The 25,633-nt window shown below is 50.2% G+C and carries 23 protein-coding genes; 18 read left to right on the top strand and 5 right to left on the bottom strand.

Annotated features, from left to right (window positions below):
- Positions 1-32 precede the first annotated feature (32 nt).
- The 7 genes from FE783_RS10535 to FE783_RS10505 all read left to right on the top strand — a co-directional run bounded on the left by FE783_RS10535 (position 33) and on the right by FE783_RS10505 (position 7,446).
- Positions 33-1,022, top strand: a complete 990-nt coding sequence (locus FE783_RS10535; protein ID WP_138879313.1) for a glycosyltransferase family 2 protein — start codon at positions 33-35, stop codon at positions 1,020-1,022.
- Positions 1,023-1,238: 216 nt separating this feature from the next.
- Positions 1,239-2,030, top strand: coding sequence for a GDSL-type esterase/lipase family protein (locus FE783_RS10530; RefSeq protein WP_138879312.1), 792 nt, complete (start codon positions 1,239-1,241; stop codon positions 2,028-2,030).
- Positions 2,031-2,042: 12 nt separating this feature from the next.
- Positions 2,043-2,954, top strand: a complete 912-nt coding sequence (locus FE783_RS10525) for an ABC transporter ATP-binding protein (protein ID WP_138879311.1) — start codon at positions 2,043-2,045, stop codon at positions 2,952-2,954.
- Positions 2,947-3,927 carry an ABC transporter permease gene (locus tag FE783_RS10520; protein ID WP_138879310.1) on the top strand — a complete coding sequence of 327 codons (981 nt, stop codon included), beginning with the start codon at positions 2,947-2,949 and terminating at the stop codon, positions 3,925-3,927. The genes FE783_RS10525 and FE783_RS10520 overlap by 8 nt, the downstream gene beginning before the upstream one ends.
- Positions 3,928-4,046: 119 nt before the next feature.
- Complete coding sequence (locus FE783_RS10515; RefSeq protein WP_158301720.1) at positions 4,047-4,649, top strand: TetR/AcrR family transcriptional regulator; 603 nt, start codon at positions 4,047-4,049, stop codon at positions 4,647-4,649.
- A gap of 12 nt (positions 4,650-4,661) precedes the next feature.
- Positions 4,662-5,714 carry an alpha/beta fold hydrolase gene (locus FE783_RS10510; protein WP_238402981.1) on the top strand — a complete coding sequence of 351 codons (1,053 nt, stop codon included), beginning with the start codon at positions 4,662-4,664 and terminating at the stop codon, positions 5,712-5,714.
- Between the two features lie 418 nt (positions 5,715-6,132).
- A complete protein-coding gene (locus FE783_RS10505; protein WP_138879308.1) occupies positions 6,133-7,446 on the top strand; it encodes an ABC transporter substrate-binding protein in 1,314 nt (437 codons plus the stop codon).
- A gap of 81 nt (positions 7,447-7,527) precedes the next feature.
- On the opposite strand, the gene FE783_RS10500 is transcribed toward FE783_RS10505, so the two are convergent.
- Positions 7,528-7,938, bottom strand: a complete 411-nt coding sequence (locus FE783_RS10500) for a peptidase inhibitor family I36 protein (RefSeq protein WP_138879307.1) — start codon at positions 7,936-7,938, stop codon at positions 7,528-7,530.
- Between the two features lie 300 nt (positions 7,939-8,238).
- Between FE783_RS10500 and FE783_RS10495 the strand changes: the two genes are divergently transcribed.
- From FE783_RS10495 to FE783_RS10485, 3 genes are all read left to right on the top strand, one after another.
- Positions 8,239-11,937: a hypothetical protein gene (locus FE783_RS10495; protein WP_138879306.1), complete on the top strand. Its 3,699-nt coding sequence runs from the start codon at positions 8,239-8,241 to the stop codon at positions 11,935-11,937.
- Between the two features lie 142 nt (positions 11,938-12,079).
- Positions 12,080-12,976, top strand: a complete 897-nt coding sequence (locus FE783_RS10490; protein WP_138879305.1) for a TIGR01777 family oxidoreductase — start codon at positions 12,080-12,082, stop codon at positions 12,974-12,976.
- A gap of 17 nt (positions 12,977-12,993) precedes the next feature.
- Entirely contained in the window at positions 12,994-13,353 is a 360-nt protein-coding gene (locus tag FE783_RS10485; protein WP_138879304.1) for a VOC family protein, read from the top strand.
- A gap of 76 nt (positions 13,354-13,429) precedes the next feature.
- Here the strand turns inward: FE783_RS10485 and FE783_RS10480 are convergent, their stop codons facing one another.
- Positions 13,430-13,936 carry a hypothetical protein gene (locus tag FE783_RS10480; RefSeq protein WP_138879303.1) on the bottom strand — a complete coding sequence of 169 codons (507 nt, stop codon included), beginning with the start codon at positions 13,934-13,936 and terminating at the stop codon, positions 13,430-13,432.
- A gap of 221 nt (positions 13,937-14,157) precedes the next feature.
- On the opposite strand from FE783_RS10480, the gene FE783_RS10475 reads away from it, so the two are divergent.
- The 5 genes from FE783_RS10475 (at position 14,158) to FE783_RS10455 (ending at position 20,325) form a co-directional block, all read left to right on the top strand.
- Complete coding sequence (locus tag FE783_RS10475; protein ID WP_138879302.1) at positions 14,158-14,772, top strand: 3-keto-disaccharide hydrolase; 615 nt, start codon at positions 14,158-14,160, stop codon at positions 14,770-14,772.
- 147 nt (positions 14,773-14,919) lie between these two features.
- Positions 14,920-15,822, top strand: coding sequence for an amidohydrolase family protein (locus FE783_RS10470; RefSeq protein ID WP_138879301.1), 903 nt, complete (start codon positions 14,920-14,922; stop codon positions 15,820-15,822).
- Positions 15,823-16,101: 279 nt separating this feature from the next.
- Positions 16,102-17,592 (top strand): HEAT repeat domain-containing protein, encoded by a 1,491-nt coding sequence (locus FE783_RS10465; protein WP_138879300.1) that lies wholly within the window; start codon positions 16,102-16,104, stop codon positions 17,590-17,592.
- 232 nt (positions 17,593-17,824) lie between these two features.
- On the top strand, positions 17,825-19,144 hold the full coding sequence (locus FE783_RS10460) for an ABC transporter substrate-binding protein (RefSeq protein ID WP_158301719.1): 1,320 nt from the start codon (positions 17,825-17,827) through the stop codon (positions 19,142-19,144).
- Between the two features lie 107 nt (positions 19,145-19,251).
- Complete coding sequence (locus FE783_RS10455) at positions 19,252-20,325, top strand: serine hydrolase domain-containing protein (protein WP_158301718.1); 1,074 nt, start codon at positions 19,252-19,254, stop codon at positions 20,323-20,325.
- Here the strand turns inward: FE783_RS10455 and FE783_RS10450 are convergent.
- From FE783_RS10450 to FE783_RS10440, 3 genes are all read right to left on the bottom strand, one after another.
- Positions 20,322-20,978: a Crp/Fnr family transcriptional regulator gene (locus FE783_RS10450; protein WP_158301717.1), complete on the bottom strand. Its 657-nt coding sequence runs from the start codon at positions 20,976-20,978 to the stop codon at positions 20,322-20,324. The two genes, FE783_RS10455 and FE783_RS10450, sit on opposite strands and share 4 nt — an antisense overlap.
- A 123-nt stretch (positions 20,979-21,101) precedes the next feature.
- On the bottom strand, positions 21,102-22,577 hold the full coding sequence (locus FE783_RS10445) for an alpha-L-fucosidase (RefSeq protein ID WP_138879296.1): 1,476 nt from the start codon (positions 22,575-22,577) through the stop codon (positions 21,102-21,104).
- Positions 22,578-22,582: 5 nt separating this feature from the next.
- On the bottom strand, positions 22,583-23,419 hold the full coding sequence (locus tag FE783_RS10440; RefSeq protein WP_158301716.1) for a MerR family transcriptional regulator: 837 nt from the start codon (positions 23,417-23,419) through the stop codon (positions 22,583-22,585).
- Between the two features lie 190 nt (positions 23,420-23,609).
- On the opposite strand from FE783_RS10440, the gene FE783_RS10435 reads away from it, so the two are divergent.
- The 3 genes from FE783_RS10435 (at position 23,610) to FE783_RS10420 (ending at position 25,618) form a co-directional block, all read left to right on the top strand.
- On the top strand, positions 23,610-23,789 hold the full coding sequence (locus tag FE783_RS10435) for a hypothetical protein (RefSeq protein WP_138879294.1): 180 nt from the start codon (positions 23,610-23,612) through the stop codon (positions 23,787-23,789).
- Between the two features lie 611 nt (positions 23,790-24,400).
- A complete protein-coding gene (locus tag FE783_RS38260) occupies positions 24,401-24,589 on the top strand; it encodes a hypothetical protein (RefSeq protein WP_138879293.1) in 189 nt (62 codons plus the stop codon).
- Positions 24,590-24,706: 117 nt separating this feature from the next.
- A complete protein-coding gene (locus FE783_RS10420) occupies positions 24,707-25,618 on the top strand; it encodes a helix-turn-helix transcriptional regulator (RefSeq protein WP_138879292.1) in 912 nt (303 codons plus the stop codon).
- Positions 25,619-25,633: the final 15 nt, after the last annotated feature.

The raw sequence follows: 25,633 nt of genomic DNA, 5'->3' as shown, positions 1-25,633 counted from the left end.
AATGAAACTGATTGACCGAGATTGGGGGTGCAATGATGAAAATATCCGTAGTGATGGCGGTCTATAACGGGGAACGATACTTGGAGCAAGCCGTTAACAGTGTCTTGGCACAAACTTACGATAATTTCGAGCTCATCGTCGTCGACGACGGGTCGACGGACCGTACGCCGGAAATTCTCGGCACAATTGCCGACTCTCGGGTGAAAAAAATCCGACGAACGGCGAACCACGGAGCCGCCAAAATATTGAACTTCGCTGTAGGAAAAGCGGATGGAGATTGGATTGCCATTCACGATGCCGATGACATAAGCATGCCGGAGAGGCTGTCTGTTCAAGCCGACTATATCCGAAAACGTCCCGAGCTTGTCGCAGTAGGCTCGCGGATTGCTTGCATAGGCGGGAACGGCGTCGATCCGGTCCAGCTTCGAAGAGCCGAGACGAATCTCAACTTTGGCACGGGAGGGGAGCAGCTTTACCGGAACCGCTACCTCGTCTGTCCGATGTGTCATGGAAGCTCGTTGTTTTCGAAAGAAGCTTTTCTCAAAGCAGGGGGCTACGATCCGACATATCGGATAGCTTACGATTACGACCTTTGGCTTAGACTTTTTCAGATCGGTCCGATCGAAAAGGTGGAGCAGGTGCTATATCAGTACAGAATCCATTCCGACTCCCTTTCCCGCCGGAACGGAGCGAGAACTTATATGGAGAAGCTTCGCTGCTGCATTCGGCGCCTTCGCGAATTCGAATACTCGCATCTTGCCATGGAGCCCCGATTTGCCGTTTTTGCAAACAGGAAGCTCACCAGGGATATCGCGCGCAAGGTGTTTCCTCACTGCCCAGTGCGCATTCACTATTACTTCGACTCGTCAAAGAACGCCAAACACCCGGAGCAGGCTGCCGCTCTTTTGAACGAGGGTCGAATAGATGGAATCCTCTTGCTTCAGAAGCAGGAACGGAGCGAGCTGACCCGTTTCTTCCTGGAACAAGGATTGACCTTGAACCGGAACCTATTCAGTTTGTAAACATGAACCGCCGTAGGCGGTTTTCTTTGTTAATGTCATTAATATTATCGATTTGCGCAAATCCAAAATTGATTTCACAGAGTTAAATATTAATATGATAAAATAAAAAATTCGGAAGGAAGAACGCGTTTACAATATCTGTTTAAGCTTCTTTTCAGCTTCGTATGCTAGACTAATAAAATAGGGCAAATAGCGATAATTAGAAGGGAGTGCGCGATGAAGGTAAGATCGGTGCAGTGGCTCATGGTCGTCTCGGCCTTTTTTGGGCTTGTATGGGTAGGGGGGCTTGCCATGACGCTCCTCTACTACTTCAATGATGTGTCGGCCGCTCCGCAGGCGGTACCGGCTGCGGTCGTAATCGAGCCTCCCAAGCCGATTTCGGAGGACGGAAGCTTCCGGCTGCTCGCTTTAGGCGATTCTTTAACGAGAGGGACCGGAGACCCGGCGGGCAAAGGCTATGTCGGCTATATGCTCGATCGACTCAAGGAGAAGTCGAAGCAGCCGATTACAGTAGAAAATTACGGTGTAAACGGGCAAACCTCCGCTCAGTTGGTTTCGCTTGTCCAGAAAAGCGATATTCAGAATCAAATCAAAGCCGCAAACGTCATCGTAGTCAGCATCGGCGGCAACGATCTGTTCCGCGGCGGCGAGACGCTCGGCAATTTGGACGACAAAAACGTAAAAGGGATACAAGACGAATTTTTACGCCAATTGGACACGATTCTGAAGCAGCTGCGGGAACATAACGCTGCCGCGACTATTTTCCTGATCGGCTTGTATAACCCATTCATCGAACTTAAGGATAGCGCTGTCACGACCAAGATCGTAAGAGACTGGAACTATAAGGTCACCGAAGCGGCAAGCCGATATCCGCAAACCGTCGTCGTTCCCACTTTCGATTTGTTCCAATTGAAGGTGCAGGATGTGCTGGCAAGAGACTTGTTCCACCCTAATGCCGCCGGTTACCGTTTGATCGGGGACCGGGTAGCTGCTTTGATGAAATGGTAGGGTGGTGATACTATGAGCGAGATAACTTTATCGGTGCAGGGCTTGAAGAAAGTGATCGGGAAGCGGGAAATTATTCGAAGCATCGATTTCGAGCTGAAACGCGGAGAGGTATTTGGTTTTCTCGGGCCTAACGGCGCCGGTAAAACAACGACGATCCGTATGCTGGTCGGGCTGATCAAACCGACGGCGGGTACGATACGCATATGCGGCTACGATATTCATAAACAGTTCCCGGAAGCGATGGGGAATATGGGCTGCATCGTAGAAAATCCGGAGTCGTACAAATATTTGAGCGGATGGAGCAACTTGCAATATTTTGCCCGGATGATGAACGGGATTGACGAGGCGCGCATTACGGAAGTAGTGAACCTGGTCGGATTGACCGCGCGCATTCACGATAAGGTGAAAACGTATTCGCTCGGCATGCGTCAAAGGCTAGGCATCGCGCAAGCTTTGCTCGGCAAGCCGAAAGTGCTTATTCTGGATGAGCCGACTAACGGTCTGGACCCGTCCGGCATTCGCGAGATGCGGGAATTCATCCGCTATTTGGCCGAGAAGGAAGGCTTGAGCGTGCTCGTCTCGAGTCATTTGCTGAGCGAGATTCAGCTCATGTGCGACCGTGTCGCCATCATATCCAAAGGTCAAGTCGTCCGGGTAGGCACGGTTCAGAGTTTGCTGGCTCAGCAGGAGCGGGTAAGCTGGCGACTGTCTCCTTTGCCGAAGGGAACACAAGTGCTGCAGCAGCTTAGCGATTCGGTAAAGCAGGAAGGGGATGTCGTGATCACTCCGTATATCGAGAACGAGGTCGGGCTGTGGAACCGGGCTTTGGTCGAAGCGGGCGTGACCGTGCTGGAGATGAGCCGCAAGCTGCCCTCGTTGGAGGATTTGTTTATCGAGCTGACGGGAGGGCACGGCATTGATTAATCTGGTCTATAACGAAATGGTGAAGCTGACCGGCAAACGAAAGCTGCTCGTAGTCTCGCTAATTCTCGGAGTGCTCATTTCCGTGTTTACTTATGCGCAGTACCGGCAGGCGGAGGAGAACCGAAAGCGCGTCGGCGAAGTGAATTGGCGCATCGCCTTGGAGCAGCGGATCTTCAGTTGGGAGAACCGGATGAAGAACAGCCGCACGACGGAAGAAGCTCGTAAAGAATTGGCGATTCGCGTCGCCCAGCAGAGGTATTATTTGGACCATGATATCAATCCGTCCGAGCCGGGTGCCCCGACTTTCGTGAGGGGATTCGTGGAGAACAGCATCAATTTGCTGCTGCCGCTAATGATGATGGTGTTGGCCGCCGATCTGGTATCTTCCGAGCATAGCGCTGGGACGATGAAAGTGCTGCTGACGCGGTCGGTAAAGAGATGGCGAATATTGCTGAGCAAATATTTGGCGCTGCTGCTTTCCGTGTCGATGATTATTTTGACGTTCGGCCTGCTGTCGGCCGTCATTTCAGGGGCGGTGTTCGGCTTTAGCGGCTGGACGGCGCCGGTTCTTATCGGATTTGCGGTCGATGACGGACTGCTCGATGTGTCGGGTGTGCAGCAGGTGTCCCAGTGGCAATTTATTGGGATGGAGCTCGGTCTCGCGTGGTTCGTTTCGACCGTCGTCGCTACGATTACATTCATGCTGTCCGTTCTGCTGCGCAGCACCGCGGCGGTCATGGGGATCATGCTGTCGTGTCTCATAGCCGGAACGATACTGAGCTCGATGATCGCTTCGTGGGAATCGGCGAAATATTTGTTCATGGTCAACCTGAAGCTGATCGATTACCTCCATAATGCGGCTCCGCCGATCGAAGGCATGTCTTTGGGCTTTTCTTTGATGGTGCTGCTGGTGTGGGGAGCTTTGGCGCTGGCGGTTTCATTCGTTTCGTTTACGAGAAGAGACGTCTATTAGTTTGCGTGAGAACCAATATACATTTCTGATGACCGCTGTGGCTAGCGGTCTTTTTTTTTGGATAATAGATGTTGACGTACTATCTAACGTTCGTTAGAATATGCGACAGGGGTGATCTTGTGAATACGAAAGACCGTATTCTGGAAACTTCCATCGACCTGTTCTCCCGGCAAGGCTACAGCTCCGTTTCCATAAGGGATATTACAGGCGTAGTGGGGATTAAAGAAAGTACGCTGTATTATCATTTCAAGAATAAGGAAGATATACTGCTGACGATATTCGCTCGGTTCCAGGAAGGATACAAGAAAATTTTCCCCCCTCCGGCGATGATGGAAGACATCCTGATCGCGATGACTCCGGAAGCGTTTTTACGCAAAGGGATCGAAAACTACAAAACGCATATTGCGGATCATCCGGAGATGTCGAGAATATCGAGAATTTTGTACATCGAGCAGTTCAGTCACCAAAGGGCGAGGGAAATATTGCTGCAGGACGTTTTTGGGCAAAGCATCGGGTTTCTGGAGGTCATGTTCGGCAAAATGATCGAGGCGGGGAAGATTCGCAGCCTCCGTCCCAAGACGCTGGCTAGAGAGTACCAGTACCCTGTGTTCGCGATGTTCATGGAATACCAGATATTGAAGTTTGATAACAAGGATACATCGGAGCTGGAGGCGCAGCTGTATGAGCATGCCGCTTTTTTTATCGAACGTATACGAGTATAGAAGGTGTTCGTTATGATCTTTATGGGCAAAAACAATGATTATTCGATCCCGGTCCACGGTATCAATACGATCGAGAAGCTCGAAATCGGCGGCGTCATGCAGTCGATTCTAATTCAAAGCCATAATCCCGCCAACCCGGTATTGCTGTTCATTCACGGTGGTCCGAGCATGCCGGTTCCGGGCGTTTCGTGCCGGGGGACGGATTATGCCCTGATCACTTGCACGAAGGAGCTGGTGAAGCATTTTACGGTCGTGTACTGGGATCAGCGCGGAACGGGAAAGTCGTATTCGAAGCATATTCCGAAGCAAACGATGCATCTGGAGCAGTTTATACGCGACGCCGCACAATTATCCGATCAGTTGCGGTCGCGATTCGGGCAGCCTAGAATCCATCTGGCGGCTCACTCCTGGGGAAGCGTTATCGGTTTGCCGCTCATACACCGGCATCCCGAGAAGTTTCACTCCTATACCGCTTTCTCGCAAATTACGAATTGGGTCGAGAACGATAAGCTGTGCTACAACTGGCTGCTCGACAAAGCGAAGCGGACGGACCACTCCGGAATGCTGAAGGAATTGTCGGAGGTGGGCGAGCCGCCGTACCTCGAGAGCTTCAAGCAGTGGTCCGTTATAAGAAAATGGCTGATCCGAAATAATTCGATGTTTCACGACGCCGGCGACAATAACTCCGCTACGTTCTATAAGACGCTCCGGATTATGCTGAAATCGCCCGACTACTCGCTGAAGGATGTGTTTCAATCTTTTGTATCGGGCTTCAAACTTGCCTATACCGATGAAATGCTGCGAGACTTGAACAGCTTCGACTTTTTCTCCGAGGTGCGGAGAGTAGAGGTGCCGGTCGTGTTCATACACGGATCTCAGGAGAAGCACGTCATGCCGGAGCTGGCGTTCCGTTACTTCGAGAATTTGGAGGCGCCTTACGGCAAGAAGTTTTTCTGGGCGCCCAAATCTTCTCATGCGTTCCATCCCGACGATGCCAAGGCGAACGAACGAATCTTGATCGAGCATGTGTTGCATGGATCAGCCTTGAGAAGTACCGCCATATAACTTGACCGGCTAACGGAATAATCGGCTGTCGTTTACCTTTTGCGAAGCTTCGAGGGCCTTAGGGCGCCGCGGGCTTCGCTTTTGTCTTTTTCCGGCAAAATGCAAAAGTACAAATAACAACGTCCCCCTGTAGCGCAATCTTTCTAGCTGCAGCAACATTTTCCAGCCGTTCACTTCTACAATACCGTGAAGGCATGCCGAACGAAAGTACAAATGAAACGAACAACTTAACAAACAAGATAACAAAAAAAACGATCAATTGAATAAAGATTTAAACGCCTTGTCAAGTTATGATATCACTGAAAACGGTTTCCGAGGAGCGAATGGGGGGAAGCACAACACAAGCGACATGACTCGCGAGCCAGAAATAGAAAGATGCTGCTGAACAGCAACAACCATCTAACAGGAGGAAATCCGAATGAGCATGATTCGTAATTTTAAAGTTTGCTTGATTACTTCGGTCGTGGCGGCAGGAGCGCTTGCGGGCTGCGGCAGTCAAGGAGAGAAGCCGAAGGAGGCCGCACCGGAAACGAAAGGGGCGGCGGCTAAACCGCCGGAACCGGTAACGATCACGATGTACAACCATTTCAACAACATATCGGACGAGAGGCTTCAGCAATTTATTATCGGGCCGCTCAAGCAGAAGCTGCCCCATATCACGTTCCAGGTCGTCAAGCATGACAAAGGCTCGACGATCGACGATTTGGTCGCCGCCAAAAACTTCACCGATTTTTATTACGGCAGCAATGTCGGCTTGCCGACGTATTTGAACTTGCAGCTTCAGCAAGATATGAGCGCGTTGATCAAGACGTCAGGTCTGGACTTGAACCGGATCGACACCCCTTTTCTGGATGCGGCCAAGTCGTTCGGCGAGAAAGGGGAAGTGTACGGGGTTCCTTTCTCCGCCAATGTCGGCGTATTGGTTTACAACAAATCGATATTCGATAAATTCGCCGTGCCGTATCCGAAGGACGGGATGACTTGGGAAGAAGTCGTCGAGCTCGGACGCCGGTTAACCCGTTCGGACGGCGGGGTCAATTATATCGGCTTCGACCCGGGGCGAGTGGCGGACGTCGCATCGGGCATGTCGCTGCCTTATGCGGATGCGAAGACGGTAAAACCGTTGATCGACACCGACAACTGGCGTAAAATATACACTATGTTCAAATCCGCTTACGATATTCCCGGATTTGTGAATAACGGCAAATACGACTACGGTGCGAACGGCTTCCTGAAGGATAAAAATGTCGCCATGCTGCCGATGTGGGCGCTTCAAGTCGTAAACAGCAAGGCGGATCTGGCCGGTATGGACTGGGATATGGTATCTTTGCCCAACTTCAAAGAATTTTTGGGTCGCGGCCGGTCGGTGGACATTCATATGCTCGCCCTCTCCAACGTAAGCAAAAACGGCGCTGCGGCGCTCGAGGTGCTGAAGGTGATCACCTCGGACGAAGTGCAGACGATGATGAGCGAATACGGCACGCCAAGCGTATTGAAAAATGAAGAAATCAAAAAAGTATACGGCTCCAAGCTTCCCGAATTCAAAGGCAAAAACGTTCAGGCTCTGTTCAAAACGAAGCCGGGTCAGCCCGCCATTACGAAATATGACGGAACGGTAAGCTTCTATACCGAAGCGGCCAGAAAAGATATTGCCGGCGGCATGGACGTGAACTCGGCAATCCGGTCGATTCAGGAGAAATCGATTCAGAAGCTGTCCGAGCTGCCGAAGTAAGTTCGATAAGGAAAACACAAAAAAACGCAAACCCTGTTCTCGACAGCAGACAGGTTTTGCGTTTTTTTGCTTCGTTCGACTTTATCTCAGCCGTCTTCTCAATATTTCCGCGAAGTTGTTCGGCGCCGAGCCGCGATTCTGGATCCGGTTGATCTCCGCATCCGACAACCTCCGGCGGGACATGACGAAGGAAGAAGTCACGTCATTGAAACCGTTCAGGAAGGATACTTCCGTATCTCCTCGGAATACGCGGCGATTGCCTTGGTAGTTAATATCCGAGAACAGCACCAAAGTGGAGTTGGAAGTTCCTACAAACGTAAAGCTGGACAGGACGTCGTTGAAATTAAAATCTACCAAACTGCGGACGCCCAAATTACCGCGAAAACGCAAACGTCTCCCTGAAAAATTGGCGTCGCTCCAGAGCGTCAAACGGGGGAGAAGCTGCTGCACGGTCGCTTTCCGCGCAGTGGGTCTAGCTTTCTTTTTGATCATGTGAATCCCTCCTTGTGCTAGCAATATATGAGAATGGCGCTACATCGGATTGTGGCGGAAACCTATATTTCTAGCAAATCGGCAAAAAAGGCGCATATAATCAGGGCGGTTAAAAGACTCTTTACAGACACTTTATAGACAGAAAAATCCGAGATTCATCAGATTGACTGCGCTTTCAAAAAGAATTATGCTGATCAAGGGGTTAGTATGGGGTTACGAAATGGAGCTAACCTTTCTTGCCGATAGGTGAACGAAAGCAGCCGAGGCGGCGAAACAAATCAGGTATAGGAGGGATGATTGATGAGGTTCAAGTTGTGGTCCAACACCGTACGACTGATGCTGGCAGCGTGCCTTCTGACCGCGATAGCGCTTCCTGGCGCTATGACGGCCAACGCTCAGACGGCGGCACCGAATTTGCTGGTCAATCCTGGTTTCGAAATGCCGGGGGATGAGAACCAGCCGATTCCGGGCTGGAAATTACGCAGAAGCGACATTCCGGGGGTGTCCTTCGAGGTGACCGACAGCATCAGCAGCGAGGGAGCCAACAGTCTCGCGGTCACGGACAATTCGACAACAAGCGCCGTAGTAGCTTACAGCGATCCGATCGAAGTTTCCGCTGGCGATAACGTCCGACTGAAGCTGATGGCAACGAACACGACCGGTACGATGTATGTCGGCATCCGGACGTTCAAAAAAACGGAGGACGACGTGGTTAGCGGCTCCATCAGCAACAAGTTCGTCACGCTGACGCCATCGTCGACATGGAGCGAATTTACGGTGGAAGCGGTTGCTCCGGCTGGAGCCGCCTATGCCAGAGTGCTGATCTACTCCCAAAATGCCGCCAAAGGATCGACGGTCGTGGACGGTCTTCATTTCAGCATGGTGGATACGGGGAGCGTCCCCTACGAGCTAACCAATCTGGGTCAATTCGTCCACAATATCGACATAAGCAGAGCGGTGTTTCATACGGAGCCTTCAGGCAGAACGATCGCATACGCTACCTTATCGGGGATTCCCGCCAAGCTGCTCGTCATCGATGTGAATACGGAAACGGTGCTCAAGCAAATCGCCGTCGAGGACACGGTATCCGGCACGTATTACAAGGGCGAACATCTCAGAGGACTTGCCGTTCAGCCTGATGGAACCGTATACATGGCCGGAACGCCGACGAATATGTTCAAATATGTTCCGGGCGAAGACAAGGTGCATTTTGTGAAAAAAGTGCCGGGCTCCGCCGTCTTCGACTTAAAGACCGGACCGGCCGGGCTTCTCGTCGGTGGAACGTATAACAAAAACGAAGCTTTCGAGTACAACACTTCAACCGGTGAACTCATCAATTTGGGTAGAGCGACGCCTGAAGAGTACTATGCCTACTCCGTAGCTTACGACGAGAGCAGAAACGACTATTATTTCGGCATCGGCTCCCATGCCCATCTGATTCGATATGACAGGGATACGGGCGTAAAGACGGAAATCCAGCTCCCGGCTGCATACTCGTCGGCGCAATTCGTTTGGGATATGAAAGTGATCGGCGATAAGCTGTTCATGAGACTTTCTCCCGGCGCCACGTTAGCCATGGATTTGAATACAGGTATATTTGAGGAGACGAGCGCGCCTATCACTTCCAGATTGATTTCGCCGAAGTCCGCCGATAACAAGGCTTACTTCACCGTCTCGAACGAGCTCGGCTATTATGATTTCAATACGAAGCAGTACAACATGATAGGCGTCAATACGGTCGTGAGCGCCAACGGCTTTACTTTTGCCCAGCTTCCCGATCCGGAGTTTCCCGGCAGTTCCTTGGTAGGCATTATGGAAGGAAGATTGTTCAAATACAATCCTGCCACGGGAAAAACAAGAAATGTAATCATCCCGATCGACGGGGAACCGAGCGGATTGCATACGGTTGCAAAAGGCAATGACGGCAGAATCCATACGAGCGCTTTTCTCGTGGGCGGCAATGCGATATATGACCCGGTAACCGGTCAGCGTGAAGAATATTCCAAGCAAACCGTCGGAGTCGAGCAGACCGTCCCGGGCACGCAGACCGACATGGTATACAGCTACAAGGATAAAATTTATTACGTTACGTATACCGGCATGAGGGTATATGAATACGACCAGTCGCTGCCGTGGGATAGACAACATCGGACTCAGCCGAATCCGAAGTTTTTGTTCACCGCCTCCGATGTCGGCAATCAGGACCGCGGACTTGCCGGAACGGTCATGCCGGAGGAAGGCAAGCTGGTGATCGGCACCGTTCCAAAGTACGGCATGCTCGGCGGAGCGCTCGTCATCTTCGATCTGGAGACGAAGGAACGGGAAGCGTACTTAAATGTGATCAATCAGCAGAGCGTGACGGCCGTTACATACAAGGACGGACTCATATACGGCGGTTCGAACGTATGGGGCGGACTGGGTATCGACCCGACGGAAACCGAAGCGAAGCTGTTTATTTGGGACGTCAAGAAGAAGGAAAAAGTGTTTGAAACGGTGCCCGTACCCGGCAAGAAAGGAATTACCGAGCTGATCGTCGGACCGGACGGCATGATCTGGGGCTCGGCGGAAGGAGATTTGTTCATATTCGACCCCATAACGAAACAGGTCGTTCATAGGCAAAATCTCGTCACTCGCTCATACAGCAGTGCGGTATGGCGCGACGCCCAGTTCCAGATCGGCACGGACGGCAACGTCTATGTCACTCAGGCGAACCAATTCATGGTGATCGACGCGGCTACGAAGCAGAAGCAAATCATTCGCAATGCCGGCAAAAACAACCGGCTCGCCCAAGACGATTTCGGTCACTTCTATTTGACGGAGGAAACGGATCTGCTCAAAATTTCCATACCCGGACTCCTGGCACGTCCTATCGGGGCACGACTTGATGTTTCCAAGACGAGCTTGCTTGGAGCCGAGACGGCGGATATCGCCATAACGGGATTGCTCGAGAAGGGACGTACCATCCAAAGGATGGAGCGGAGAAATCCGCAGCTGTACAGCGGCAATCCGGCGGTCGTCGGGTTCGAGAACGGTAAGCTTGTTGCCAAAAGTGCCGGAACCGCCGAAGTATGGGCACGGGTCGTTATGGACGGAGTTCCGGTTGAGACGAATCGTATCACGATAACGGTAGCGCCGACGATAAGCCAAGTTACGCTATCCGTCTACCAGCCGACGCTATGGCCTAGCCAAACTTCCGCCATCCAGCTTCGCGCTTCAACCGCTGACGGTACGCCGGTCGATCTGGCCAATGCCGCGATTGCTTACAATTCCGGCAACCCGGCTTCAGTCGCCGTAAACGCGCAAGGAACTGTAACGGCATTGAAAGAAGGAACCTCGCAAATTACGGCGAACGTGACGCTGAACGGCAAAACCGTACAGTCCAATGCAGCGGTCGTTACGGTTAAGAAGCCTTTGGCGAACGGGATTCCGGGCAAGACCGAGCTGTCCTCCGATAGCGGTCATGCAACGGGACTTCGGGACGGGAATTACACCATTACGATGAATATGTGGTGGGGGAATAACGGAGTGGTATATAAATTGTACGAGAACGGCGTACTTGTTCATACGCAAATGCTGAATGACGAGACCCCATCCGCACAGGTCGTGAAGACGGCCGTCAAAGGCAAGCCTAACGGGTCGTATACGTACACTTGCGAGCTGATCAACGGTTTCGGGAAAACCTCATGCAATCCGCTGGTCGTAACCGTTACCGATGCATCGCCCGGCAAGCCGGTGCTGTCCCATGATAATTGGGACGGTGACGGAGGTTATAAAATTACGATGAACATGTGGTGGGGCACGAACGCGACCGAGTACCGCCTGTACGAAAACGGGCGACTGATCGATTCGCGAGCTTTGACCGCGGCTTCTCCAAATGCGCAAACCGCCGTGACGACCATTGCCGGCAAGCCGATTGGCATGTATGAGTACCGTGCCGAGCTCGTGAATGCGGCCGGCGTCACTTCGAGCGATATATTGAAAGTTAATGTCGTGAAATAATTTTGGAAGAGCGTCTGCCGCTATAACGGGACGCTCTTTTTTTACGGCATATCCAAACTTCACATGGCTCGAAAAAAGGAATTTCGATGGATGCCGCGAATATCCCAATCTAATGGACTGGAAGCGAGGTGAGCGGACTTTCGTGAGCAAAAAAATAGTTTTGGCCGGCGGTACCGGTTTTATCGGCAACTATTTGGAGGATCAATTTCATAATCTCGGGTACGATGTGAACATCATTTCAAGGCAAGACTATCATATTTCTTGGCATAATAAAGCGGAGATTGTCGAAGCATTGGAGCATTCCGAGATGCTGATCAATTTGGCGGGCAAGTCGGTCGATTGTCGATACACGGACAAAAATAAGCGCGAAATTTTATCGTCCAGAACGGAGACGACCCGCATTCTCGGACAAGCGCTTATGGAATGCAACAATCCGCCTCCGTTATGGATCAATTCCAGCACGGCTACTATATATAGGCATGCCGAAGACCGGCCGATGACGGAGGAGAGCGGCGAGATCGGATCGGGCTTCTCCGTCGATGTTGCGAAGCAATGGGAGCGCGCCTTCTTCGCTTTTCAGCTCCCGAGTACGAGGCAGGCCGCACTGAGAATCGCAATCGTATTGGGCGAGGATGGAGGCGTCATCGCTCCTTTCAAAAATCTGGTCAGATTCGGGCTCGGAGGGGCGCAAGGGTCCGGTAATCAGAAGTTCAGCTGGATTCATATCGAGGATTTATTTCACATTATTCGGTTTCTAGGAGAGAGGGAAGATCTGAGCGGGGTGTTCAACTGTTCGGCTCCTCATCCGGTCACCAATCGGGAACTCATGGATCAGCTGCGGCAGGCGATGAATCGGAGGCTCGGGCTGCCCTCGCCCAAATGGCTGCTCGAAATCGGAGCATTTCTCATCCAGACGGAAACCGAGTTGATATTGAAGAGCCGTTGGGTTATTCCGGAGAGGCTGGAGAAGGCCGGATATTCATTCAAGTATCGTACGCTGGATAAGGCATTGCGCCAAATTATTCAAGGATCGGATTGATCCGAGGAGGAGAATTGATGAAAACATTGAAGCTGCGTCCCTTTATCCCATCCGGTCAAGATTACGCTCTTGCGCAACGGTTTTTCGAAGACTTGGGCTTTACGAAGCTGTATTCCGACAACGGACTCAGCATCTTTCGGACGGGGGAACAGGAGTTTTTTCTGCAAAATTTCCATAACCAAGAATTCCAAAATAATTACATGATTGAATTGGTCGTTGAGAATCTGGATGAAACTTGGACGCATATACAAGCAGTCGCATCGGACAACAAGTACCCGATCAAGGTGAAGGAACCGACGCTCTACCCTTGGGGAAAGCGCGAGGTGCACCTCATTGATCCGGCCGGTGTATGCTGGCATATTTCGGAAGCCAAATAGTGCGGGACCAAAACGACAAAAAGCACGGCTGACGGCCATTCGGCAGTCCGCTGTGCTTCTGTTCGCTTAGGAAACGTCAAGTCGTGCGGCTTCTGAACAGGAAAAACGTCCAAAACGTTTTTTTGCGGGCGGGATGCCGCTCGGAACGTGGAATCAAAATCGGCTCCGTGACGCCTGTTACGTTACTGTTTTGGATCGGGCTTATGTTTACCGGGGGATTCGGGACGTGTACGATTTCCGTAATTCCAGCAAGCTGGGCATGATCTACATTGGCCGGCTGCGGCGATGCTGCAGTCGCTTCAATCGATGACGAAGTCCCGCCGCCTTCGCCGTCCGCAACCGGCAATTCGGCCGTGGCGGCGATCCTTTCACGCGACAAGTGATCTTCGGCTAACCGACTTTCCAATACTTCCAACCGAAAGGCGAGGGAACGGTTTTCTTGTTGAAGCTCTTGAATGAGCTCATACAAATATTTCATCGTCAGTTTCGGTTTATGCGGCACTTCTTGTACTTCCTTGGAGTGATCGGACGGCTGCGGCAACAACATGGACTTGTCAACTGCACTTTCGATATGATGTTCCACGGTACGGCCTCCTTCATGAGAGATTACTAGAAACATAGGATAGTACTTCATATCGTACAGCAATCCCAGTAAGGATACTGTCGAAGACCGCTGTCAAACCACATTTATGATTAGGCAATCGGATGTGTTTTTAGGTAGCTTTCGGGGCAGGAGATCGAGCCGAGAAGGAGAATGTATAGTTGGATGCTGCCGAAATATGGAGAATATAAGGAGGAGACACTATGAATGCTCTGACGGAACAAGAACGGAATGAAGGGTATCGGCTGTTGTTTGACGGCGTATCGCTGGATGGATGGGCGGCGACCCGCCAACCCGAAGGATGGACGGTGCAGGACGGAAATATCGTTTGCAAAGGCGTAACCAACGGCTATTTGCATACGGCCGGACAGTTCGAACATTTTATTCTCCACCTCGATTACAAGACGGCGCCCAAAGTGAACAGCGGCATTTTCTTCAGATGGTCGGACCTTGCGGACCCGGTGAATACGGGGCTGGAGATGCAAATATTGGATACGTACGATCAGGAGCAGATGGCCAAAAACAGCTCCGGCGCCTTATACGATTTGATAGCACCGTCCTCGAATGCGGTACGTCCGGCGGGCGAGTGGAATCAAATTCGGATTATGTGCGACCGCAATCAAATTCAACTCACCTTAAACGGCACTACCGTCGTAGAAGCCGATATCGATCAATGGTCGGTTGCAGGCAAAAATCCGGACGGGACGGACAATAAATTCAAATACGCGTGGCGGGATCAACCTCGGGCAGGCCATATCGGATTACAGGACCATGGGGGATACGTCGAATTCCGTAATATTAAAATCCTTGAGCTGTAAGCTTTGCTTAGCGCGACAAAACCGGTGACTGATCAAGTCGCCGGTTTTTTCTGCGGAATTTCCCATATTGGCGAAACGAATGTTATACATTATATTATATGTAATATACAGTTATATCGTATACATACCTTTGTTGAGGAGGCGGAAATGATGTTTATCGATATTCATGCACACGCCTATCGGAAACCGGTACCCTTCGTTGTACAGTTTTGCACGGCGGAACAATTAATTCAGCGGTATGACGAGCTGGGGATCGAGAAAGGCGTGATCCTGCCGATTGTCAGTCCGGAAGTGTACCTCCCGCAAGCGAACGAGGATATTCTCGATATGGCCGAGCAATATCCGGATCGATTGATTCCTTACTGCAACATCGATCCGCGGGCTTTGTCCAATTCGGCGGAGGCGCCGCTGGACAGACTGCTGTCTTATTATCGAGATAAAGGCTGCAAGGGGCTCGGTGAAATCATGTTGAACGTCCCTCTCATGCATCCGATGGTACAAAATTTGTTTCGGCATGCGGAGCGCGTAGGACTTCCGGTCGTCTTTGACGGCTCCGACCAGATTGGCGGAGATTTCGGATTGTACGACGATCCGGGACTGCCCCAACTCGAGCATACGCTGCAAAGATTCCCGAATTTGATCATTTTCGGGCACGGCCCCGTTTTTTGGGCTGAAATCGGACGATTGCAAACCCCCGGCGAGAGAGCGATTATTTTCAATTTGAACGGCGGCCAAGTCGGCCGATTGCCCAGCGGCCCTATACAGGAAGAGGGGGTTGTGCCGATTCTGTTCCGCAGATACCCGAATCTGTACGGCGATTTGTCGGATTATACCGCTCACAATGCGTTAGCCCGCGACCCTGACTATGGTCCCAAGTTTTTGACGGAATTCCAGGACCGGTTATTTTTCGGCACCGATATTTGTACCGTTTCGATGCCCGTCCCGTTGGTCGATCTCCTAATCGAATGGCGCGATACGAAAAAAATAAGCGAAACCGTGTTTCAGAAAGTTGCCAGAGAAAACGCATTGAAACTTTTCGGGATGAAATAGAAATAGGCACGACTTGTTCATAACCGTTAAATCCCTTGTCCTTCTTGGGTTTTTAGCGGTTTTTCGTTTATTCGGGATGTCGAACTTCCGATTGACATTACATATATATTGAGTATATTATATATAATATAGAAGTTGAGCGCGAGGTGATGCAACCCTACGACGTTTTAAACGGCGAAGCCGACGAATAGATCGAAGCCATGAATAGGCAGAATGCGAAGATGGTCAGGGATTGTCCAGAGAAGGATTACAACTGTTCGATTGGGAGGGGATCATTCAATGATCGATTCTAAGTATTTGTTGGACGATGAACAGATGGCGCAATTTATCGCTCACGGATATTTGCAGCTTCAGACCGACTTTTCCCCGCAGTTTCATCAAACCGTTCTGCACAAAATGAGTGAAGTATACAAGCAGGAAGGGAATCCGGGAAACAATCTCGTGCCCCGAATACCCGAGGTTCAGCAAATTTTCGACCATCCCACCATTAGAGGAGCTCTGACGAGCGTACTGGGCCCCGATTATATCATGCATGCTCACCGGCACGGTCATTATAATCGTCCCGGCACTAGCGACGGGGGATGGCATAAGGACAATTATTGGGGAAATGAGAAGACACGCAATCATCTTCCTTGGTCTGCGATGATTTTCTACTACCCGCAAGACGTAACGGGAGATATGGGGCCGACCGGTATTATGCCGGGTTCGCAAAATCGTTACAAGATTAACAAGGAAGAGGAAATCAATCTTCCGGTAGTCGGCAAAGCGGGGACGTTTGCACTGATCACTTATGATATATGGCACAGGGCGACCGCTAATTCATCGCTTAACGACCGATACATGCTGAAATTTTTGTTCTTCCGTTTGCAAGCGCCGAAACAGCCTGAATGGAACAATCGGAGAACGGAATGGCAAGCCCCGCAAAATATGCTGCCGGTAAAAGACAACAGTCTGCTATGGGAGCATGTTTGGAGCTGGATGTCGGGATCGCCGGCTTGGAAGAGCCGGTCGGAACAGCCGGGTCATCTATCCGCAGCAGGGGACGGCAGAAGCATCGACGAATTGGCGCAAGCATTAACCGGCGAGGATGAGAACGAAGCGCTAAATGCCGCTTACGCACTCGCTGCCACCGGGCAAGAAGGCATATCGACCCTAGTGAACGGATTGAAGCGATCCGCTCCGGACGTAGTTGAGCCCAGAAGCTTCTCGGTGCCTCGGCTTTCCGCGCACGGATTGGCCGCGGCGGGTCCGCAAGCGATTCCGGCACTGATCGAAGCGTTGGATGCGGAATACGAGAATAGCGATGTACGAGGGTTAGTCGCTTACGCGCTGGGAGAAATGGGAGAGCACGCCGGCCCGGCTGTCCCGAGATTAATCGAACTATTGCAGGAAGAGTCTGCGTTTATCCGCCAGCATGTCGTGGAGGCACTCGGCATGATCAAGCAGCCGGCATCGTTGATCGTCCCCGCTGTAAGCAAAGCGCTTCAGGACAAAGATCAATACGTGCGCTTTACGGCAGGCTTGGCGCTTGCCCGTCTCGGTCCCGAGGCAAAAGAAGCGGTACCCGCTTTGCGTCACGCTTTATATGATTCAGATATAGGCGTGTCTATGCTGTCCACCCCCAAGGCCGATCAAGGGTCCAGATACGTTTCCGCGATAGCGGCAACGGCTCTGCAGCGAATCAGAACGAATGAAGCGTTGGATGTATTGCTGCCTTATTTGCAGACGGCGCGATGGTGCCCCGTCACAACGAAAGTTTCAACGTATTGATGCATAGGCATTAAATCCGCTACCCGCATACAATGATTGGGAGCGATCCCCGGCATAAGCCATTGTACTTCGTCGGGGGTCGTTCCGGCTCCGGATTCACATTCCTTCAAGATTGAATGCACTCTCCTGATCCAGCAAGCCCTTATCTCCGCTTCTTTGCCAGTTGATCGTTTATATCGGATGATCCCTAAAAAGGTTTTTATACAAAAAAATATCGAATGGGGTGTTCACCTTGCAAAAATCTTTTGCATTCAAATCGTTTTCCATTTTATCGCTCGCGCTTTTTGTAAGCGCTTGCGGAAGTCAGGACAGCACCAAGCCTGCGGATTCCGTCGCAAAACCGGCCCCTGCCGTCAATAATCAGCCGGTGACCGTTAAAATTGCGGTCCATGCGGGAATCGTCAACGACGCGGACTTAAAGCGGTATTTCATCGATCCCGTCAAGCAGAAATTTCCCCACATTACCATTGAAAGAATAAACACCGCGGAAAAAGGCTCCACTCTGAACGAGCTTGTCGCATCCAACGCAACGCCGGATATGGTAATCAATTACCCGTACAATTTGACCGATTTGACGAAGCTCGGTATCGATTTCAACATGGACGCATTAATCAAAACCCATGGAATCGATTTGAACCGGATCAGCCCGGAATATTTGGAATCGATCAAAATTGTGAACGGTTTCAATTATTACACCGGCTTGCCGATGAACAACAACACGTTCGCTTTATACTATAACAAAGATTTATTCGACAAGTTCGGCGTACCGTATCCGAAAGACGGCATGACCTGGGACGAAGTCCGCGAAGTAGCCGTCAAGCTGACCCGGAATGAAGGCGGCGTTCAATACTACGGCTTGTTCCCGGATAACGTCTACCGCGGAGCTTATCAGGCGAGCCTTCCGTTCGTCGATCTGAAAAACAACAAATCCGTGTTCCAAACCGACGAATGGAAAAACTTGTTCCAATTGTGGTATAACCTGTACACGTATCCGGGTGCACCTATCATGCCTAAAGAGATGAATACGGTTACCGGCTTCAAAACAGGGCAGATCGCGATGTTCTCCGGCTATTCCGGCCAGCTGCCCGATCTTCTCGGCATGAAAGACTTGAAGTGGGACGTCGTGACGTATCCGTCGAATAAAGTGGCTCCCGGCGTAGGACAACGGGTAGACTCGCCGATGATGTCGATTACGAGCACGAGCAAGGCAAAAGATGCGGCGATGCAAATCATATCGGTTATTTTGTCGGATGAAGTCCAAACCGAGATGACCAAAAATTTGCAATCGTCCGTACTGAAAGATCCGAAAATCAACGCTCAATTCGGCAAAGCGACTCCCGAGCTTTCCTCGAAAAATGTCATTGCTTTCACGAAGCCTAAGGTAGCGGTGCTGAAGCCGTTCGGTTTCGTACCTGTAGGCAGTGCGGCGGGTATTCCGATTGCAGCCTTTACCGATCTGCTCTACGCCGGCAAAGATGTCAACACGGTGCTGCGCGAAGCCGACGAGAAGATGACCAAGGTTATTGCCGAAGAGCTTCAAAAATTGAAATGATCCGATCCTGGATAGAGTTAGCCTACAAGCGATTGTAGGCTATCTTTTTTTTGGGCATTTCCATACAATGGAATAGTGTCAAGTCTATGGAGCAGGTGGGATGGATAGTGAGTGTTACTGCCAAGATGAAGTGGAGGAAAGGCGTCGTACAAGCTGAAGCGGCTGAGGTCGATTACGACGTACAGGTTCTGGAGCATGTAGATACCCATTTCGAGAAGCTGGTGAAGAGCGGAAAATTGCTCTGTGCCGGCTATTTGCTGTCCAGATATGGGAAAATATTTGCCCATCGATCATTGGGAGCTTTGAGAGGATGGGAGGAGGGGGATACCGCGAATGCTCTGCAACCGGACTCAATCCGTCCGATCACTTCTATCACGAAGCCGTTGACCGCATTGGCAGTTATGAAACTTGTCGAGATGGGCCTGCTCTCACTGGAGCACCGCGTGAGCAAGTATATTAAGGAACTCGACATCGAAGGGTATCGGGCCATAACGCTGTATCAACTGCTAACGCATACATCCGGCTTAGATGCGGATAAAAACTATTTCGCTAACCCGGAGCGTTGGATGCGGGCGATACTTGATCAACCGTTTGCGCATGGATCCGTGGCCTTCAATTACTCGAATGCCGGCTTTGCCTTACTGGGAGAAGTGATTACGAGAGTCTCGGGAGTCCACTACCAGGAGTTTGTCAAGCAATACTTGCTAGATGCGTTGGACATGAAGGATACTTACTTTCAAGTTCCAGCGGCCGAGCGGGATAGGGTGTGTCTTGTGACGCGGGAGGAGCAGGACAAGATGCTGGCAGCGGTCTCGCAGGCGCCGGATATGCCGCCGGGATCGGAAGGCGGACTTTACTCCACCTTGCCGGATTTATGGAAAGTCGGTCAACTGCTGCTGCAGAAAGGACGATACGACGGGAGGCGCGTGATCGGCAAAAAGTCCGTGGAGCTTATGGTGCGGGAGAAGCTCGGCATATTTTCGGTGGAAGGCGGAAAATCGCTGCTGTCGCCGCAATCCTTTTTCCACCACGGAGGCGGGTGGACGGTGTTGAAAATCGACCCGGCCGAGGAGTTCGTAGCCGTATATTTCGTGCCAACCTCCCACGGATATGTCGATGAGTCCCTTTTTCCCGCTGCGAACGTCATATGGTCGGGGATTACCGGAGGGAACGGAACCTAAAGCTGCTTCAAGTCCAGCAGGAATTGATCGCCGGAAACGGTTAGGATGCGCTTCGATTGCAGCTCATGGAGCACTTGGAACACCAGCGATTTGGTCACGCCCGCGAGCTGAGACAATTCATTGTAGTTCAGCTTGATCTGAATCTGGACGATCGTGCCGTTGCGGCTTCCGTGATCGTTGGCCAATTTGACCAAATTCTTCACGACTCTCTGACGGGCGTCCATGTATGTAAGATCCTGCACCTGCTGGTTCGTCTCGCGAAGTCTTGCGCTTAATTGCTTCAAGATGCTGAGATTGATGTCGAAATGCTCCTTCAGCAGCTGCTGGAACTGCTTGGCTGCAAGCGAAATGACCTTCGTATCTTCGATCGCTTGGGCCGTCGCGGATCTCGGCTTCCCGTCGAGCAGAGCCAGCTCGCCGAAGCTGTCGCCGCTCGTCAGGATCGACATGATTTTATCTTCCCCGTGATTGTTGGTCGTATATATTTTGATCGCCCCGGACACGACAAGATAAAAGGCGGTGCCGATCTCGTTCTCGCGGAACAAGACGGTGCCCGCTTTGAACGTCCGAGTCGCGCACTTGTCCGCGATGCTTTGGAGCTGGCTGTTGTGCAGGCTTGAGAACAGCGAAATACTTTGAAGCAGATCGATCATGATGGTCCTCCCGGTAAATGTGCTTCCGTAACATTTCGACAGGGAGGATAACATTTCCTTTCCAGTATGGAGGAAGACAAAACTATCGGTTAACCAATCCCTCGCTTGTTGAAAAACAACGGTTCAATCCGCTCCGGAGTTGCTCGGCAAACTCTGAATAAGTACAACAGGTACAAATACATCATTAAGCTGCCGTACAAAAGTAAGCACCATGTCATTACCGTCTCGTTCTATGTTTATCGGACTCCCATCACTTAGCAGGCATGCTTTGCCGTCAATATATACTTCCTTTACTTTTATTGTTGATCCGCTTGGCTTACCTAGAATCATCAGATAAACATTATTATCCTTCTTGGTAAACCGAATCGCCTCTCCATTCTCTGTGAATGCTTCCGCTTGTATCCAGGGCCTTGTACCGTACACTGCGTTCCCATTCTGCTTCAGCCAATCTCCGAATTTTGACAATCGACTTAATTGTTCTGCGGGTATTTGTGCATCTTCACCGCGGGGACCTACATTTAGCAGTAAATTACCATTTTTGGACACGGCATCTATAAAATCTAGAAATAATGTCTCGAATGAGGCGTAGTCTTCATGACGCTCATTGCGGTTATAGCCAAATGAACTTCCGATTCCACGAGTCATCTCCCATTTATTCGCTTTTATATCTTTATATTTCGTATACTCCGGTGTCGCGAAATCGCTATGGGGAATGGCAGGTTGTACAAGGGCAGCGTGGATATCGGGATTTTTCTTTATCATCTGCTTGATCATGAAATCCATTATAGTCCGTACCGGCTTCAGTCCCATAAACTTGCTGCCCAGATTTGTGTGCTTCCATCGGTCATTTACCACTCCGTCAGGAACGGCATCATAGTAGTAGGCGAACAAGCGAAACAGGGTGTCCTGATTGGTAGGCCAACATATATCGTTCCATAAAATGTCTGGATGATACCGCTCAATGAGTTCGCGAACTTGGGCATCGGCATATGCCGGATAATCACCTCCGGGCGTGGAGAATGAATAGTCAACAAGCGTTCTTGAAATTCTTCGCTGAAAAGTCCAGTCAATTCCGCCTGAGTAGTATATGCCAAAACGAATGCCTTCTCTACGAACCGATTCAGCTAATTCTCCTATAAGATCACGCTCGCTAAACCAGTTCTGCTCGTGAGGATTTTTAACCCCAGTGGGCCATAGACAGAAGCCATCATGGTGTTTGGAGACGATCACTACATATTTTGCACCTGCGTCGCTAAAGGTTTTTGCCCATGCAGAAGGATCCCATTCGTTCAATCCGTCCAAAAACATCTGCCTGAATCCCTGATAGGGCATGTTGCCATACTTAGCTTTATGGTAATGAGCGGATGGTGTGTTCGGGTCTTTAATTGCATTCCAGTAGCCTTCGGCATATGGATAGACTAACATGGACTTGTCATAATCTGTCTTCAACGTCTCCGCAAAACTGCCCAAGGGAGCAAATCCAGGAACAGAATAAAGCCCCCAGTGTATAAACACCCCAAACTTAGCATCTTCAAACCATTCTGGAACCGTGTGAGTATTAAGGGACTCCTTGGTTGGTTGATATATTTTATTATTCATTTTTATTAGCGAATCTCCTCCGAATGTATTAGGCTTCTATCGTATTTACGTTTTAAAGAGCTGTACTCTTTGCTGTCCTTGGGTCGGGACTTTAAATAGTGCTTCACCGATAGATCAATAAAAGATTGGGATGCATCCATGAGTTCGCGGTCTCCCTCAGGCCATGAAGCTCGATCTTCTTGAATCTGTGCAAGAGCATGGATTCGTTCATCATCCCCTTTGGTTACTTCCAGTACCATTTTCCACCAAGCTTGGGCCAATTCTTGTGCAGTTGGATCTTCCGGTGCGACTCCGGACATAGCAAGCGTCACGGCTTTCAAAGCTATTGCTCTCCATGTGTGATAAAAGTCGAAGGCTTCTTTTTGTGCAAAATGATTGCCCAACATTTCCTTCTGGGCGTCATCGAAAGTGTATTGCCCCCAATCCAACAGATTACTGTTTCTTAAGGTTCGGATAAAATCGGTTAACAACTGCCACGAGGGGTAGTTTCCAACTGAGATGGCAGTCCGAAATGCCGCGATTGAAGCAAGGCTTGCATGAGCGTCTTCTATTTTTCTATAGAGCACAACCTCTTGCTCATGCAGGATTTGCTCGATCTGAGATAACTTCGGACGTTTAACCACTTTGTCGCGTATTTCTTGTAAGGAAAATCCTAATGATTTATAAAAAATGATTTGCTCTAAACAGAGCATGTCTTCCTTAGTATAATAACGTCGTCCTCCATCAGTACGGCCGGATGTCGGCAAAAGCCCGATATTGTCGTAGTGCTGAAGTGTTCTTACGGTTACACCGGTTGCCGCGGCCAGTTCGCCGATCAAATAGATTTTGTCTGTACCATCCATGCATCTCACCTCCTTACCATTACACCACATAACGTAACGTAATGAGCAAAGAGTTTTTTATTTTTAAAGACGAATATTCAAAAGGGTCGGCACTTACCACAAATCGTAGCAAAAACCTGCATAACGTATTGGGATATTGGAAAAATAAAACTGTTTAAACAGTAGCAGATACAAAATAAAGGAGACTAGAATGAAAAAAAACGAATACAAAATGGTTAATCATCCTGAGTATCGAAACAAAATGAATGGTGATGAAACACCGATAATTCTGGATGGAAAGGCAACTAAAAATGTTCCAAGTGAGCCAAGTGTTATAGAAAGAACAAAAGAGGGACTGGAGAACATAGGAACCACGATAAATGGTATTTGAGATTCGTCATGCCAAACGCTTGAGAGACTGATTAAAAGCATCAAACAAAAGGTTTATGTATTCAGAACGGTAAGTGACCTTTTATCAACGAAACGGATTCCGGAAGAACATACTTTACTCTATGAAGAACCGACTGAATCAAAGCAAATTAACAACTGGAACATTTTCGAATTTACGCATGAATAAGGGCTACTGATCGTGATTTTGCGATCGGTAGCCCTTTGTATGTTTAATTTTTAGAAACCTTTGTATTGCGGTTCTTCATTTTCTAATTGTTGTACGCGGCTTTTAGTTGAAACACGAACAAGGCCACCGATAAAGATGAAGTTGGTATGGACCAGTTTCGGCCAAAGGCCAAAATCCGGAACGGCAACTCATTAAGTTCCGCGAGTTAGGTATCGAGGTCCGTTTTATATTTGTCGATAAGCAGAACAGTCAAGGAAGAGGCGGACAAGAGGATCGAAGCAGCGTTAAAAAAGTAGGCCGCTTTGCGGAAAGAATGCCGTTCAATTTAAGCGCCCGATCAAACTGATACGACATTTTATGTCGTATCAGTTGTTTTATACTGGGGGCGTAAGACGATAACATTCCAGAAACGAGGATTCAAGCAAATGCCGAAAACAAAGAGGGGCCGGGTCCTGTGGAATATGCCTTCCCGAGGACGAGGAACTTGCCCGATTTGCACCAGTACCCGAATCAAGCTGTTATATCCGCGCACCAAAACGGATGGAAAAGCGGTGAAAGTGTGCAAACGATGTGCGGGAGCGCCGCAGGTCAAAATCGACGCCGTCAACGGATGAAGGGCGCGAACAAACGAATCCCGTTCCTGTTCAGGGAACGGGTCGTTTCTTTGAGAGAGATGATATAGAATAAAATAATGAATCGTGAACATACCGGCGTAAGGGAGCTGCGCAAGCATGAGCAATATGCACCGGATCCAATGGTTCGACCAGCAAATCCGCGAGGGCAATTTCCCGAACAGCAGCCGCCTCGCGGAACAATTCGAAATATCCAAAAGGCAAGCACAGCGGGATATCGAGTATATGGAATTTTCATTGCACGCACCGCTTCAATATGTCGCCCAAAGGCGCGGCTACGTCTATGAAGATAAAACCTATGTGCTGCCTTTGCTATATATGACGGAGGAAGAGAAGAAAGTATTGAAGTTTCTGGCTCACCGATACCGCCAATACAACTATGAGAACGCCGCAGTCGTCAACCGCATCGCGTATTTGCTGGACCGGTTTACGGAGGAGGATGAGGACGGCCGTTACAATCGACTGCCCGTTTTCGAAGTGAATCCGATGCTGCTTCAAAACTTCGAGCTGTTCTCCCAAGCGATTCGCGATCGGCTCATTGTCCATATAGCCTATCACGATCAAGCGGAGGATGCCCGGTTCCGCATATGGCCTCTCAAGCTGGTATCCCGATATAACGCGGATTACGTAGTCGCCTATTGCGAGCAGTCCCGCAAGGAGCGCGCTTTTCGGCTGGACGGAATCGGACGGGCGGCTGTTACGAATGAAACGTTCGAGCATGCGGACGTTGAAGCAAAGGAAGATCAAGCCATATCGCGGAAGAAACCTTTTATCGCCAAAGTGTTATTGGAAGCGGCTCTCAAGAGCCAGGCATGGAACGGGTATCCGGCGCGTCCCGTTGCCGGGCTCTTGTATGAGATCGAGTTCTATGATGCCGATTCGTTCATTCAGCATCTGCTCGTCACGGAATGGAAGCGGCTGCTGTCTCCGAAATGGTTGAGAGCAAAAATGCGCGAAAAGTGCAGCGGCGCTCTAGAGAGATTAAATGAAGATGACGGAGAGCAAGCTTGAATCGCTTGGGATCGG

The organism is Paenibacillus mesophilus (assembly GCF_005938385.1).
Classification (GTDB): Bacteria; Bacillota; Bacilli; order Paenibacillales; family NBRC-103111; genus Paenibacillus_AB; species Paenibacillus_AB mesophilus.
This window is presented reverse-complemented; position numbering and strand designations above follow the sequence as displayed.